Origin of the sequence: Cobetia marina (assembly GCF_001720485.1) — a bacterium.
In the GTDB taxonomy this organism is placed as follows: domain Bacteria; phylum Pseudomonadota; class Gammaproteobacteria; order Pseudomonadales; family Halomonadaceae; genus Cobetia; species Cobetia marina.
Genome location: NZ_CP017114.1, coordinates 987,749 through 1,000,966 on the forward strand (window position 1 = coordinate 987,749; position 13,218 = coordinate 1,000,966).

The following is a 13,218-nucleotide window of genomic DNA, read 5'->3' on the forward strand; positions in this document are numbered from 1 at the left end:
TGAACGGGCTTCTTCATTGCTGGGTGACGGTGTCAGGGGCGAGCGCGTCAGTCTGCCGTCTGATCCAGCTCCTTGAGCGAGAGCACCTGATGCGCGAGACGAATCATGTCCGGATCACCCGTATGCTTGCTGGACACATCCGACAGCTTGATCACCGGCACCCAATCCTGACCCTCGGGCCGGGCTTCCGTCATCTTGATGACCATGTTCATCGGCTGGGGGCCGACGTCATTGGTGAAATTGGTGCCGATCCCGAACGACATGCCGATACGACCGGCACAGTAGCGCACGATACGGTCAACCTTGTCGGTATCCAGACCATCCGAGAAGATGATCGTCTTGGTCTTGGGATCAATGCCCAGCGACTCATAGTGGCGAATGGTCGCTTCGGCAAACTCGATGGGATCACCGCTGTCGTGCCGTACCCCATCAAACAGCTTGGCGAACTTCTTGTCGAAGCTTCTGAAGAAGGCACGACTGGTAAAGGTATCTGAAAGCGCGATCCCCAGATCACCCCGGTAGACCTTCACCCAGTTTTCCAGCGCCAGGATGTTGGCCATCTTGAACCCGAAGCGCGCTGCATGAAACATGAACCACTCGTGAGCATGCGTCCCGATGGGCTTGGTGCCATGACGCTGGGCCATGTGGACATTGCTGGTGCCGATGAAGCAGCCACGGCCCTGTTCCTTGAGGGCGGCCACTACCTGATCATGGACCGCATAGGAATGGCGACGACGCGTCCCGAACTCGGCGACACGTACCCCCAGACGCTTGTAGTGCTCGATCTTGGTCAGCGTACTGTCACGCACGCTCTTGTCGCTGTCACGCTGATCGCCACCAAGGCGGTACCAGAGCTCACTGATCATCGCCATCAGCGGGACTTCCCACAGGATGGTGCGGTACCAGTAGCCCTCGATATGGACCTCAAGCTCCTCACCCGACTGGGTGATGGTGATTTCCGCGGGATCGAAGCGAAAGCCGGCAAGAAAGTCACGATAGGTGGGGTCGAGGAAGGGGCACTGTTGCTCCAGAAACTCCTTTTCCTCAGCACTCAGCGCCAGGCGTGCCATGTCATCCACGGCCGCGCGCAGTGCTTCGCCGAATCCCGGGGGGAAGGCATGCTGGCCCCGGTTGATGAAGGCGTAACGGGTGCGTGCGTAGGGAAACAGTTTCACCACCGCGTTCTGCATGGTGAACTTGTAGAAATCATTATCGAGAATCGAGTGCAGCATCGAGGCTCGCTCAGGTATGAGGCGGCTCACAGGAGCCGGAATCGCTGGCGGGAGCACACCAGGTGCTCAAGGCGGCAGGGTGTCCCGCTGGCATGAAAATCGGGGGGCAGGCTGAAGGAGGGTCGTCCTGCGTCAGCTGCTGAACGCCATGATACCGAACATGGTGAGCATCATGCCGCCGAACATCAGCAGACCCGCCAATGACAACGCGATGAGCAGGTAGCCCAGTATGAGGCCGGCCAGCGCCCAGCTATCGCCGGCATCACCGCGCTGGCGGATCTGTCGGCGGGCGAGATGACCGCAGACGATGCCACCCAATGCCGCGGGTGCCAGCAGACAGCCCAGCACGCTCAGGGCAAAGGAGGCCAGTGCCATGGCATTGGTCTCGGCGCGGGTTTCCTGCGCAGAGGGAGTGGTGGGACGCTCGGTAGCCGTCGCCGTATCGCGCGTGGGCTCAGGCTTGTCGGCGGGAGGCGATGTATCAGTCATGGCAGTCTCATTGTCTTGCATCATGGCGACACACTAGCATGTCCTGGGGCAGGCGGCATATCGGCCGGGCGGCAGGGTGGGCATCTTCAGAGGAGAGCAGGGTGAGCGAGCACCGGGAAGCAGGGCATCAGGAGAGTGATGCGTCGCGAAGGCAGATCGGGACTGAGGCCACTGACAGACGTGGCGCGAACTGGCATCTGGACGTGCTCTCGTCGATCAGCGCTGTCACGCCCGCAGAATGGGATGCGCTGGCGGGAAAAGAGTATCCCTTTCTGCAACATGCCTATCTTCGTGCACTGGAAGACAGCGGCGCGGCCTGCGCGTCTACGGGCTGGTACCCGGCGCACTTGCTGGTGCGTGACGAGTCAGGACGGCTTGTCGCCGGCTTGCTGCGCTATCTCAAGCTGCACTCGCGGGGCGAGTATGTCTTTGATCAGCAATGGGCCGAGGCGCTGGAGCAGGCCGGTGGGCGTTATTATCCCAAGCAGCTGTCGGCAGTTCCCTTCACGCCGAGCGCTGGTCCGCGGCTGGTCCTGGCCTCATCGGAGACGGGAGGCCCTTCCCGCCGAGCGTTGCTTGCCTGGTTGTGGCCCAGGCTTCAGGCCGGCGTGGCACCCGCCGTCGACGCAGGCGGGCCCTTGCGACGCTTTGAGCACAGTGGCTTTCATCTGTTGTTCGCGGATCTTGACGAGTGCCGCGACTGGCAAGCCGTCAGTCCGCAGCTGATGCTGCGTGGTGGCATGCAGTATCACTGGCAGTCGCGAGGTGAGCGAGACTTCGATGAGTGGCTGGGCAGTCTGCGCTCCAAGCGACGCAAGGAGATCCGCCGCGAGCGCCGCAAGGTGCTCGAGCAGGGCATCACCCTCGCGCGTCTCAGCGGTGAAGCCATCGGTGAGAGCGATCTCGAAGCTTTCCATCGCTGTTACTGCATGACTTATCTGGAGCGCGGACAACGGCCCTACCTGACACTGGCGTTCTTTCAGCGCTTAAGGCGCAGCATGCCCGAACAGCTGCTGCTGGTGCAGGCGCGTGATGAACATGGCGATCCTGTGGCGGCTGCGTTGTGCCTTGTCGGTGCCGATTGCCTCTATGGGCGCTGGTGGGGCAGTGAAGTGCAGGCGGACTGCCTGCATTTCGAGGTCTGCTATTACCAGGGGCTGGAGTTCTGCCTTGAGCGGGGACTGACGCGCTTTGATCCGGGCACACAGGGTGAGCACAAGATCAGCCGCGGCTTCTCGGCCTATGACACCTGGTCATTGCACTGGCTGGTACATCCCGGACTGCAGTCAGCCGTGGCTGACGCGCTTGAGGAGGAAGCGCGCTGGTTGAGCGGGGCGCGACGCCAGGTGGAGGCGATGCTGCCCTATCATCATCAGCCTGATCTATCCTGAAGGTCTGTCCTGAAGCGCTATTCTTAAGGTCTGTCCTGAAGCGCTATCCTGAAGATCTGCCCTGTACCCGTTTCTCCCCTGCTTGTTCCCCCTGGCTGGATGCCCTGACAGGTAGCAGGTGGCAGAGATGGCACTGCGATGACTACACTGAAAACATCTTAATGTTCTAAATTTAGAGGCTCCCATGCTGCTCAAGGATTGTGACTCCAGGGAGTATGACGTTCTGGTACTTGAGGTATTGGCGCAGAATGCCACCTTGAGCACCCAGGAGCGCCAGCAGGTTCTGAGGATGCTGCGAGGCGTTCGAGCGCATCAGGAGCGTCGTCGTTCGCTCGCCCGATTCCTGAACACCCTGTTCGAGTCGCGCGATGACTGGGTCGTGCTGCATGACCTGCGCCTGGAAGGGGATGATGGCGTGATCGAGCTGGATCACGTGTTGATCAATCGCCTCATGCAATTCTGGGTACTGGATGCGTCCTGCTTTGATCTCCCGCTGACGATCTCGCCATTTGGCGAGCTGAGCGCGCACCAGGGCCCCTCTGTCGAGCAAGGCGCTTCCGTCGGGCAGGGCTCATTGGAAGATATCGGGGAGGTCGTTCAGAGCGGTGATGAGTTGCGGTTGACGCCATCACCACTGCTGGCACTCAAGGAACAGCAGCAGTGCTTTCGCCGCTGGCTGGAGAGCTCAGGTCTCCTGCCTTCCAGACTCGGGATGGTGCTGCAGCCACAATTGACGCATCGGTTGGTCATTGCCGCCGAGGAACAGGTCAGCCGGCCTCCCGAAGATATTCTGGACAGTCGAGCGCTGGTGGACCTGCGCGGGTTGTCCGAAGAATGCCTCAATCTGGGGAGCGGGGCGGCCTCCGTCGCCCGCATGCGTGATTTCACCCACCGGATCGACCCGCGTCGTCTGAGGCGTCTCGGTCGTGCCATCCTGGCGCAGCATGGCCCATCACGGGTCGACTGGGCGTCGCGACTCGGCTTGTCAGAACATGCCACCGTGGCCATCCATCCCGATGAGCAGACGGCCTACGCCTGGGTGCCACCCCAGGACCCATCCGCTTCCCCCTCGGTGGCCCCCGTGCGTGATGACGCCATCCCTTCTTCAAGCGGGGATGACGCTCCTCAGGTCACGCCTCGCGAGGAGGGGCCAACACCTGCCGAGACTCGCCGGGCCACTCCTCCCAAGGCCATCTCATCCTCTTTCCAGACACTGGTGTCCGGCATGACGCAGACCATGCCCTCGTCCACGTGCCACGGCTTGCAGGCTCAGGACTGGCAGCCTTCAGTTTCTGACGTGAGGCTGCAGGGCGTGTCTTCCGCTGGCGCGAAAGCCTCTGACGTGTCGCACGGCCATCGTGGCATGGGGTCTGGCCATGATGAGATGCAATACCTGCAGCCACGTTGTGATGAGTGTCGTCGCTGGTTGTCCAAGGCCAGTGTGGCGTTATGTCGTAGCGAGGGTCAGCGCGAATTGCTGGGCGACAGGATGTTGTGCCAGCGATGTCGTGCGAGCGACTGAAATCTTCATGACATTCAGGGGCTTGGCGTCTCTGGACAAGAGGGGAGTCAGCCCGGCAGCAGACTCGCAGGGCAAGGTGGTTGATCAATATTGCGTTCCTGATGTTGCAGTGCAGCAAGAGGTGGCTTATGCTGCACTGCAGCGAGGATGGAACCTGTCGAGAATGCTGGCTTGCAGTGAGATCTCGACCTCATGGCTCACAAGCTTGGTTCAGTCCTGGTAGCCAACGGAGCAAAGCTCCGCTTCATTTTCCGTGTGATGCCAAACCCTGGAGGGTGCCCCATGTTCAACACCAATCTTGAGAAGACCACTCAGCAGTTCGACGACATGTTCTTCGCTCCGCTGCGTGCTTTCAGCGCCCTGAGCCTCGATTACAGCGAGAAGCTGGTCAGCGCCCAGATGGATCTGACCAAGTCCTACGTTGACACCTCCATGGCGCAGGCGCGTTCCATGCTCGAGATCAAGGACAGCGAAGGCCTGAAGAACTTCGTCAAGGAACAGCAGGAGACGGTCAAGTCTCTGGGCGAGAAGCTTCAGAACGACACCCAGAAGGTGGTCGAGCTGAACCAGGAATACGCCAAGAAAGGTCAGGAACTGGCAGAGAACAATGCCAAGTCCGCCTCCGAGGCCATGCAGAAAGTCGCCAAGTAAGCGGCTGCTGCTGACGCTCTCAGGCGAGCGTCTACAACGCCCATCCGGTCTTCCGGGTGGGCGTTCGCGCGTCTGGAGTCTTGAATCTGATGGCTCGTTGCGGGAGGAGGAAGCGTTGGCACCATCCCCTTGAGCGTCAAGGCAATGATGGCGGTGAGCGGGTAATATCGCAGTGAGCGCGCTGACGCTATCGGTCGGTCTTATCCGGCAGGGCTATCAGGCAGCGTTACCAGGCAGCGTTACCAGGTCATGTCACCGCAAGTGACGGTCATGGATGATCGAGCAAGGCTCCCCGGCGGCATATGTCGGGAGGCATCAACACAAGGAGTGTGTGATGAATTCTGTCAGTGCGGCATTGGCAGCATTAATGGACGCGGTATCCGGCATGAGTGGGCAATTCGGGGAGGGGGTAGCGTCTCATCTGACGTCGACAGCAGGGCTTCAGCGAGAACATGTCGAGACCCGCTATCAAGGGCAGATGATCGATTTCGATACCTTGCAGTGGCGTGTTCTCAATGACTCCGTGTGTGCCAACCAGCGGCAGAATGCCATGGCACATACCCGCTGCAGCCAGGCGGCCAGTGAGATGTTCGCTTCCACCTGTCAGGAAATGACCGCCAATCCTCCGACCCTGCCCTCCCAGCGTTACCACAGTACGCGGCGCATGGCCTGCCATGCGGCGGTCAGCTATCAGCCCAGCATCGGCAATATCCAGTGGGCTGAATCATCAGGTGCCGATCAACTGGCAGAGGCGGAATGCAATGCTGCCACAGCGGCGTTGCTGGGCAGCAGCGACCTTGATGCCATCCAGTATCAGCGCCGGGTCTGTGGCGGACGCTAGCGGCGAGCGTCGCCTTGGGCCACAATGTGCTGCCACGCCGCCGGTGATTGCCGGCGGCATTTATTCGATCAGTGACAGGTGATAGACATGGCACAGGCCACAGCGCGTCATATTCTCGTTTCCAGCGAAGAACAGTGTGCAGCTCTCAAGACCGAAATCGAGAACGGCCGCGATTTCGCTGATGCCGCTCGCGAGCACTCCTCCTGCCCGTCCGGTCGCAGTGGCGGTGACCTGGGCGCCTTCGGCCCGGGCATGATGGTCAAGGAATTCGACGAAGTCGTGTTCAGCGCACCGATCAACACCGTGCAGGGCCCGGTGAAGACTCAGTTCGGTTATCACCTGCTGGAAGTCACCAGCCGCACGTGATCTCTGGATCACGCTCATGACACGTCATGAGCGGTTGGCAGCAGGCCATTGAAAACGCCCCGACCAGTGATGGTCGGGGCGTTTTTCGTGCGGCTCAGCGCGTCAGCCTTTCGTGCGCCAATCCCTCTACCTATACCTCCTGATAGAGCTGGCTGCCTTCGCGCTTGAACTTGTCAGCCTGCTCCTGCATGCCGGCCATCACGCTGTCGGCGTCACCGGTCAGGCCGTGTTCGTTGGCGTAGTCGCGGACTTCCTGGGTGATCTTCATCGAGCAGAACTTCGGCCCGCACATGGAGCAGAAGTGGGCGACCTTGGCCGAATCCTTGGGCAGCGTCTCGTCGTGGAAGCTGCGCGCGGTGTCCGGGTCAAGGCCCAGATTGAACTGGTCTTCCCAGCGGAACTCGAAGCGTGCCTTGGAGAGTGCATTGTCACGACGTTGCGCGCCCGGATGCCCCTTGGCCAGATCCGCGGCATGCGCGGCGATCTTGTAGGTGATGATGCCAGTCTTGACGTCGTCCTTGTTGGGCAGGCCCAGGTGCTCCTTGGGGGTCACGTAGCAGAGCATGGCGCAGCCGAACCAGCCGATCATCGCGGCACCGATACCGGAGGTGATGTGGTCGTAGCCCGGGGCGATGTCGGTGGTCAGCGGGCCGAGGGTGTAGAAGGGCGCCTCGTCGCACTCGCTGAGCTGCTTGTCCATGTTCTCCTTGATCAGGTGCATCGGCACGTGACCCGGACCTTCGATCATGACCTGGACATCGTGCTGCCAGGCGATCTTCGTCAGCTCGCCGAGCGTCTCGAGTTCGCCGAACTGGGCGGCGTCATTGGCATCGGCCACCGAGCCCGGGCGCAGGCCATCGCCCAGTGACAGGCTGATGTCGTAGGCCTTGCAGATCTCGCAGATGTCCTCGAAGTGGCGATAGAGGAAGCTTTCCTCGTGATGCGCCAGACACCACTTGGCCATGATCGAGCCACCGCGCGAGACGATGCCGGTCACGCGGCTGGCGGTCAGCGGCACATAGCGCAGCAGGACGCCGGCGTGGATGGTGAAGTAGTCGACGCCTTGCTCGGCCTGCTCGATCAGCGTGTCGCGGAAGATCTCCCAGTCGAGATTCTCGGCCACGCCATCGACCTTCTCCAGCGCCTGATAGATCGGCACCGTGCCGATGGGCACGGGAGAGTTGCGCAGAATCCATTCACGGGTCTCGTGGATGTTGGCGCCGGTCGAGAGATCCATCACGGTGTCGGAGCCCCAGCGGATCGCCCAGGTCATCTTGTCGACCTCTTCCTCGATGGAGGAGGTGACCGCCGAGTTGCCCAGGTTACCGTTGACCTTCACCAGGAAGTTGCGGCCGATGATCATCGGCTCGCTTTCCGGGTGATTGATGTTGGCGGGAATGATGGCGCGGCCACGCGCGACTTCCTCACGCACGAATTCGGCGGTGATCTCGTCGGGCAGGTTGGCGCCGAAGCTGTGACCCGGGTGCTGGTGGCCCAGAATGCTCTCGACGGAGTCGCTGCCCTGATATTCCTCACGCAGCGCGATACGACGCTGATTCTCACGAATCGCGATGTACTCCATCTCCGGCGTGATAATGCCCTGGCGCGCATAGTGCAGCTGGGTGACATTCTTGCCCGGCAGGGCACGACGCGGGCGGTGGTCCAGCTCGAAACGCAGGGACGACAGGCGCAGGTCGGCCTGGCGCACGCGACCATATTCGCTGCTCAGCTGATTGAGCTGTTCGGTATCGCCGCGCTCCTCGATCCACTTCTCGCGCAGTGGCGCCAGCCCGCGACGAATGTCGATCTCGACCGCCGGGTCGGTGTAGGGGCCGGAGGTGTCGTAGACGACGATCGGCGGATTCTCTTCCAGACCGCTGGAGGTCTGGGTCGGCGAGCAGCCGATCTCGCGCATGGGCACGCGGATGTCCGGGCGGGAGCCTTCGATGTAGATCTTGCGCGAGCCGCTCAGCGGCGCGATGGCGGCGGCGTCGACTTGGGCTTCACTGGCGAGATGGCGACTGCCATCCTTGCGACCGGCACGTGCGCGCGCCTTCGGCGCAGCCTCAGGCTGGGGGGCGAGCGACGGTTCTGCGGCGTTGGTGGCTTGCGGATCTTGAGTCGTGGGGGTAGTGCTCATGCAGGTCTCCTCAAAGGGCGACGTCACGGCAGACGTCATCATGGGAAGACCGTGCGCAGGGAGAGGATGGCCATCGCCGACTCCTTGCCAACAGGTGGCCCGGGAGCGAGGCGGCCGCGGGCAGCGGCTGACCATCAGCTTGATTCCTACGCCGGTCCTAACCGGTTCAGGTTCCACGGGACCCCTTGCTGGCAGCCTCGCCCATTTGGCGGCGAGGTGATGCATGCAGGATCTCAGCCGGTTCCACCGGCACCCCGTCAAGCGTGCTCAGAATTCAATGCGGGCATGACCTGTGCTGAGCGTTGTGCTGGCCCAGGTCATCGTGCTCGCATTCAGGCTCTGATGGCCTGTGGTGTGTCTGGATGATTGGCGAGAGGACCACGTCCCCAGGCCGATGAAAATCGGTGTGTCTTCCGTTCGCGCAGGCGCGGCCTGTCAGGCGACGGCCTGCCACGGATCAGTCGCGATCAAGGCCCATCTGCCAGAAGTCGATCTCGAGACGCGTCGCATCGCGGAAGACATCCACCAGCTCGCCCAGCCGGCGCTCCGAGACCTCCGAGAGCCGAGCGTCCAGCCATTCACGTTCGGCGTCCACCGCTTCCTTGAAGTCATCGCTGGAGTACATCGCGATCCAGTCCGCGTACGGATTGTCCTCGATCTCGGTGGTGTCCTGATCCAGCAGCCACTCGGCGATCTCGCCGTAGCCGATCAGGCAGGGCGCGAGCGCCACGTGCAGATCGAGAAGATCGCCGCGCTGGCCGCAATCCAGTACGTAACGGGTATAGGCCAGGGTGGCGCGGGATTCCGGCAGCTCACTCAGGTCATCCTCGCTGATGCCCCACTCGCTGCAGTAGCCGATATGCAGATCGAGCTCGGTATTGAGGATGGTGTCGAGACTGGCCGTGGCCTGACGCAGCTCCGCGAGGGTGCGGCTCTTGTAGGCGGCAAGCGCCCAGGCGCGCGCGAAGTGGATCAGGAACAGGTAGTCCTGCTGCAGGTAATGGCGGAAGGACTCCTCTGGCAGACGACCTTCCCCGAGCTGGCGAACGAAGTCATGCTCGAGATAGTCGCGCCATTCCTCGGCGCAGGCACTGGTCAGGTCTGAAAAGCTGGGCATCGACGCATCCCTCGGTGAGCGTGCTGCCAATCCGTGATGGAGTGGCAAAGGTCTGGCTCGAGCGTGGTCAGGTCCGGCAATCTGCAGGGAAAAAGCGGGGGAGGTGCGGCGTTCACCTGGAAGAGGTGAAGATGATGTGCGGCAACACTTCGCGCTTGATCCCTACGCCGGTACTAACCGGATCAGGTTCGGCGGGATCGTCATTCACGCACCTCGATGCAAGGCCTCGAACAGTGCGAATGACATCTCAGCCGGTCTTACCGGCACCCCGTCAAGCTGTGACTCAGACGTCACGATATCTCGAGTGTAACAGTCCTGCGGTGCAGGAAAAGCCTCTGCCGCCCTAAAACCCATGCGACTTTGGGAGGCCTTCTGCGATGCGGAAAGGGCTTCCTGCGATGCGGGAAGCGTGTCATGCGCTGCAGGAAAGATGTCATGCAGGCTGACAGGAGGAGAGGTTCGCCATCAGGGCTGGGAAGTGTCGCCTCAGGCGCACCAGATCGTGAGGCTCATCGACATCCCAGCTGACAGGCAGGCAACCGACGCTTCTGCCTGCCTGAGCCAGCAGTGCAAGAGTCTCCCGGCTCACGTCGGCATGGCTCCAGTGATCCAGCTGGAAGGCCGCCGGGCAGGCTGCTTTCAGGCCAATCAATCCGTATCCCCCGTCTTCGCTGGGCTGCAGCACCGCCTCATGGTCATGCAGGCACCGCGCCGCCTCGCGCAGACGTTGACTGTCCAATGCGGGCAGGTCAGAGCCCATCAGCAGCACGGGGCCTGCGGGCAGGTGGCGCAGCATGGCCTGATGCATGCGCTCCCCAAGCCCACCCTGTGGCTGTGCCTCGAGCGTGATCCGCCTGCCATGTGCCGCCATGCTCTCTGCACGCAACTGATCCTCAAGGTCCGTCAGCAGGGCTGCCTGCTCAGGTTGCTGCCGGGCGTGCTCGGGGGAGGGAGTCAGCATCACGACCACCTTGCCGAGGCGTGAGGCGCAGGCCTGCTGAACGATTCTGCGCAGCATGCGCGAGTAGAGGCGTGCCGCCCCCTCGGGACCGAGGGCAGGGATCAGCCGCGTCTTGCATTGTCCGGCCAGTGGCAGGCGGCCGAAGATGATGAGCGTCGGGCGCATGTCATACGCGGCCGTGTCGGTTTCCCTGTCAGCAAGCGAGGCTTCAGGCATGAGGCAAGCCACGCTGTTCACACGCCTGAGCGGCGGCACCATAACCATAGAGGCGCGCCAGACGGACAGGAGATACGCCACCCCAGGCTGCCAGGCGCAGCCCCCACATCTTGAGGATGGTGCGACAGACGCCATGGGTTTCCCAGCGTCTTCCACTGGTAGTGACTCTGGCGGAGAGGTTCAGCGGCGAGGTCAGTCGCTTGAGCCTGACGCTCAGCTGGATGTCCTCCATCAGGGGCACGACGGGAAAGCCCTCGATGGCCTCGAAGGTGGAGCGTCGTACGAACTGGGTCTGATCACCCGTGCTGATGCTGGTCAGGCGTGAGCGCAGATTCATCAGCGTGGCGATCACGGGCAGCAGCGGAGAATCTCCTTCGATGTCGACATCGAAGCGACCCCAGTCGCACTCGCGATGCTCGACGAGGGTCTCTGACAGTACCGAGAGGACATATGCCGGCAGGCGCGTGTCAGCATGCAGGAACAGCAGCCATTGGCCACGAGCCTGAGAGGCACCGGCGTTCATCTGCGTTGCCCGGCCCGGATCACTGCTCAGGCAGCGATCGCACAGCGGCGTTGCCAGCTCGCGGGTAGTATCCGTGGAGCCGCCATCGACCACGATGACCTCGCAATCCCCGCTCGCGCGCATTGGGCTCAAGGCGATCAAGGCCGAGACGATACCGGATGCCTCGTTGTGGACTGGCATGATGATGCTCAGCCACGGGGGGCGCGTCAGGGCGCTGCCCGAACGGACAGCCCCGGGGGTAGGGCTGGCAACTGGCGAGAAGATGGAGGGCTTTGTCATGGCGCAGGCTCCGGCGATGGCGTCGTCCTGAGAGCATACGCATGTGATCACCCCATGGATGCAGAGCGTCGAGACGCTCGCTCAACGCTTGGGCGAAGAATCAACGCGTGAGCCGCCGTGTCGGGTCAGAGGCGGCTGGAGGTCACTGAGAAAAGGTGATCCGATAGAGTCCTGAGGCTCCGGTATCGCTGGTCAGGTAGAGGCTGCCATCCTTGCCGAATGCTACATCCAGTGGGCGTATCCAGCGCTCGCCGCTGCTGCTGTCCTGCAGGCCGGTCAGTACCGGCACTAGGCGTGCTTCAGTGTCTGGCGTCGCCAGCTTGAGGCCCAGCAGGCGAGGCTCACGACGACTGGCGGGGTCTCCCCACGCCTTGCCGGACGGTGCCGTGCCCCAGCTGCCGTGGACTGCCACCACGACATCCATGTCAGCAGCCAATGGATGCCCTGGCGGTACCACCGCGATTCCCATCGGCGCACTGCGAGCGGGGATCTCGGCCAGTGGCGGTGCAATCTCGTCACGCTCGCGCGGTGAATCGCTCGTGATGCAATCATCTGCCTGCCAGCGGCCATCGATCCACTGATACCAGGGCATGCCATGGAAGCTGCCTTCGCGGGCAGCGACCACCAGCTCGCGGGGATGCTCGTAGCCCCAATGGTCCGGTCCGTTGTTGGTGGCCAGCAGGCGCGTCTCTCCTGTCGCCAGTGCCTGCCAGACCAGGCCGACGGGGTTGCGCAGACCACTCGCCCACGCACGCCACTCGGGAGGCTCGCCACTTTCCTCAAGGCGCATCACTCCCCCACGGCGCTGTTGCTGTGGATAGCGAGGCGAGGTGCCCGCCAGATATTGATCGGAGCAGTTGCCCTGGATCCCCAGCGCCAGATACAGGCCATTGTCAGGGCCCAGGCTCAGCGTACGCGAGTTGTGGCCGCCGCCGCCGGGAATCGCGATCACGCGGTGGAAGTCGCTCGGGGCAAGGGAGATCCCGGGATGGTAGTCCGCGACCAGCAGGGCGTCCGTGGTCGCGACATACAGGCGCGCATCGCGGACGACGGCAGAGTGGGGATAGCCTTCCAGCTCGACCAGCACTTCCATGCGCTTGAGGCTGCCATCATCGGCCAGCTGGCCTCGGTAGAGCTTGCCGGCCCGCGAGCCGATCAACACCTCATCGTGAGCGGTGAGGTGCAGCATGCGAGGCGCCTGAAGCGATGCCAGCCGAGTCATGCCGGCCCCTGGTGGCAGCCTCAGGGAGGGGGCGTCCTCGGGAACCGAGCTTGCCGCCTGCAATGCCAGAGTCGGGGCATGAGCAGAGGTCTCGCCATCGAGGGTGTCGTTGCTCCTTGCCTCGCTCCAGGCAGGAGACGACGCGCAGAGACAGCCGATGAGTGCCGTCCCCATCAGCTGTCTGATGCTTGCGTATCCACGGATTTCCTGTTGGCGCTTGCTCATGTGCTCCACTGCCTCCCTGGCCTGTCGCGGCTGCCTCGGCAAG

The 13,218-nt window shown here is 62.5% G+C and carries 12 protein-coding genes and 2 riboswitches; of the genes, 5 read left to right on the plus strand and 7 right to left on the minus strand.

What is annotated here, in order from left to right; all coding sequences use genetic code 11:
* Positions 1–47: 47 nt before the first annotated feature.
* Positions 48–1,232, minus strand: a complete 1,185-nt coding sequence (pncB, locus tag BFX80_RS04180) for a nicotinate phosphoribosyltransferase (RefSeq protein WP_084208033.1) — start codon at positions 1,230–1,232, stop codon at positions 48–50.
* 132 nt (positions 1,233–1,364) lie between these two features.
* The gene (locus tag BFX80_RS04185; RefSeq protein WP_240499666.1) at positions 1,365–1,721 is read right to left on the minus strand and encodes a DUF4190 domain-containing protein; all 357 of its coding nucleotides are present in this window, start codon (positions 1,719–1,721) and stop codon (positions 1,365–1,367) included.
* 101 nt (positions 1,722–1,822) lie between these two features.
* Between BFX80_RS04185 and BFX80_RS04190 the strand changes: the two genes are divergently transcribed.
* From BFX80_RS04190 to BFX80_RS04210, 5 genes are all read left to right on the plus strand, one after another.
* A complete protein-coding gene (locus tag BFX80_RS04190) occupies positions 1,823–3,112 on the plus strand; it encodes a GNAT family N-acetyltransferase (protein WP_240499667.1) in 1,290 nt (429 codons plus the stop codon).
* Between the two features lie 184 nt (positions 3,113–3,296).
* Positions 3,297–4,634: a nuclease-related domain-containing protein gene (locus tag BFX80_RS04195; protein ID WP_084208035.1), complete on the plus strand. Its 1,338-nt coding sequence runs from the start codon at positions 3,297–3,299 to the stop codon at positions 4,632–4,634.
* 282 nt (positions 4,635–4,916) lie between these two features.
* Complete coding sequence (locus BFX80_RS04200) at positions 4,917–5,285, plus strand: phasin family protein (RefSeq protein ID WP_077375127.1); 369 nt, start codon at positions 4,917–4,919, stop codon at positions 5,283–5,285.
* A 334-nt stretch (positions 5,286–5,619) separates the two neighbouring features.
* Complete coding sequence (locus tag BFX80_RS04205; protein WP_127734635.1) at positions 5,620–6,126, plus strand: hypothetical protein; 507 nt, start codon at positions 5,620–5,622, stop codon at positions 6,124–6,126.
* Positions 6,127–6,213: 87 nt separating this feature from the next.
* On the plus strand, positions 6,214–6,492 hold the full coding sequence (locus BFX80_RS04210) for a peptidylprolyl isomerase (protein ID WP_043331408.1): 279 nt from the start codon (positions 6,214–6,216) through the stop codon (positions 6,490–6,492).
* A gap of 130 nt (positions 6,493–6,622) precedes the next feature.
* On the opposite strand, the gene thiC is transcribed toward BFX80_RS04210, so the two are convergent.
* From thiC to BFX80_RS04235, 5 genes are all read right to left on the minus strand, one after another.
* Positions 6,623–8,632: a phosphomethylpyrimidine synthase ThiC gene (thiC, locus tag BFX80_RS04215; protein WP_084208037.1), complete on the minus strand. Its 2,010-nt coding sequence runs from the start codon at positions 8,630–8,632 to the stop codon at positions 6,623–6,625.
* A 126-nt stretch (positions 8,633–8,758) separates the two neighbouring features.
* A riboswitch (TPP riboswitch) is annotated at positions 8,759–8,899 on the minus strand.
* Positions 8,900–9,089: 190 nt separating this feature from the next.
* A complete protein-coding gene (gene tenA, locus BFX80_RS04220; RefSeq protein WP_077375119.1) occupies positions 9,090–9,749 on the minus strand; it encodes a thiaminase II in 660 nt (219 codons plus the stop codon).
* A gap of 142 nt (positions 9,750–9,891) precedes the next feature.
* A riboswitch (TPP riboswitch) is annotated at positions 9,892–10,030 on the minus strand.
* Between the two features lie 152 nt (positions 10,031–10,182).
* Positions 10,183–10,875 (minus strand): TIGR04282 family arsenosugar biosynthesis glycosyltransferase, encoded by a 693-nt coding sequence (locus tag BFX80_RS04225; protein WP_084209617.1) that lies wholly within the window; start codon positions 10,873–10,875, stop codon positions 10,183–10,185.
* Between the two features lie 43 nt (positions 10,876–10,918).
* A complete protein-coding gene (locus BFX80_RS04230; RefSeq protein ID WP_084208038.1) occupies positions 10,919–11,728 on the minus strand; it encodes a TIGR04283 family arsenosugar biosynthesis glycosyltransferase in 810 nt (269 codons plus the stop codon).
* 142 nt (positions 11,729–11,870) lie between these two features.
* On the minus strand, positions 11,871–13,175 hold the full coding sequence (locus BFX80_RS04235; RefSeq protein WP_157109431.1) for a PQQ-dependent sugar dehydrogenase: 1,305 nt from the start codon (positions 13,173–13,175) through the stop codon (positions 11,871–11,873).
* Positions 13,176–13,218: the final 43 nt, after the last annotated feature.

Bases quoted from the DNA above. Each gene is read 5' to 3' on its own strand.
- BFX80_RS04210 (WP_043331408.1), top strand. From the start codon at position 6,214: ATGGCACAGGCCACAGCGCGTCATATTCTCGTTTCCAGCGAAGAACAG.
- BFX80_RS04230 (WP_084208038.1), bottom strand. From the start codon at position 11,728: ATGACAAAGCCCTCCATCTTCTCGCCAGTTGCCAGCCCTACCCCCGGG.
- BFX80_RS04235 (WP_157109431.1), bottom strand. From the start codon at position 13,175: ATGAGCAAGCGCCAACAGGAAATCCGTGGATACGCAAGCATCAGACAG.
- thiC (WP_084208037.1), bottom strand. From the start codon at position 8,632: ATGAGCACTACCCCCACGACTCAAGATCCGCAAGCCACCAACGCCGCA.
- BFX80_RS04185 (WP_240499666.1), bottom strand. From the start codon at position 1,721: ATGACTGATACATCGCCTCCCGCCGACAAGCCTGAGCCCACGCGCGAT.
- BFX80_RS04200 (WP_077375127.1), top strand. From the start codon at position 4,917: ATGTTCAACACCAATCTTGAGAAGACCACTCAGCAGTTCGACGACATG.
- tenA (WP_077375119.1), bottom strand. From the start codon at position 9,749: ATGCCCAGCTTTTCAGACCTGACCAGTGCCTGCGCCGAGGAATGGCGC.
- BFX80_RS04225 (WP_084209617.1), bottom strand. From the start codon at position 10,875: ATGCGCCCGACGCTCATCATCTTCGGCCGCCTGCCACTGGCCGGACAA.
- pncB (WP_084208033.1), bottom strand. From the start codon at position 1,232: ATGCTGCACTCGATTCTCGATAATGATTTCTACAAGTTCACCATGCAG.
- BFX80_RS04205 (WP_127734635.1), top strand. From the start codon at position 5,620: ATGAATTCTGTCAGTGCGGCATTGGCAGCATTAATGGACGCGGTATCC.
- BFX80_RS04195 (WP_084208035.1), top strand. From the start codon at position 3,297: ATGCTGCTCAAGGATTGTGACTCCAGGGAGTATGACGTTCTGGTACTT.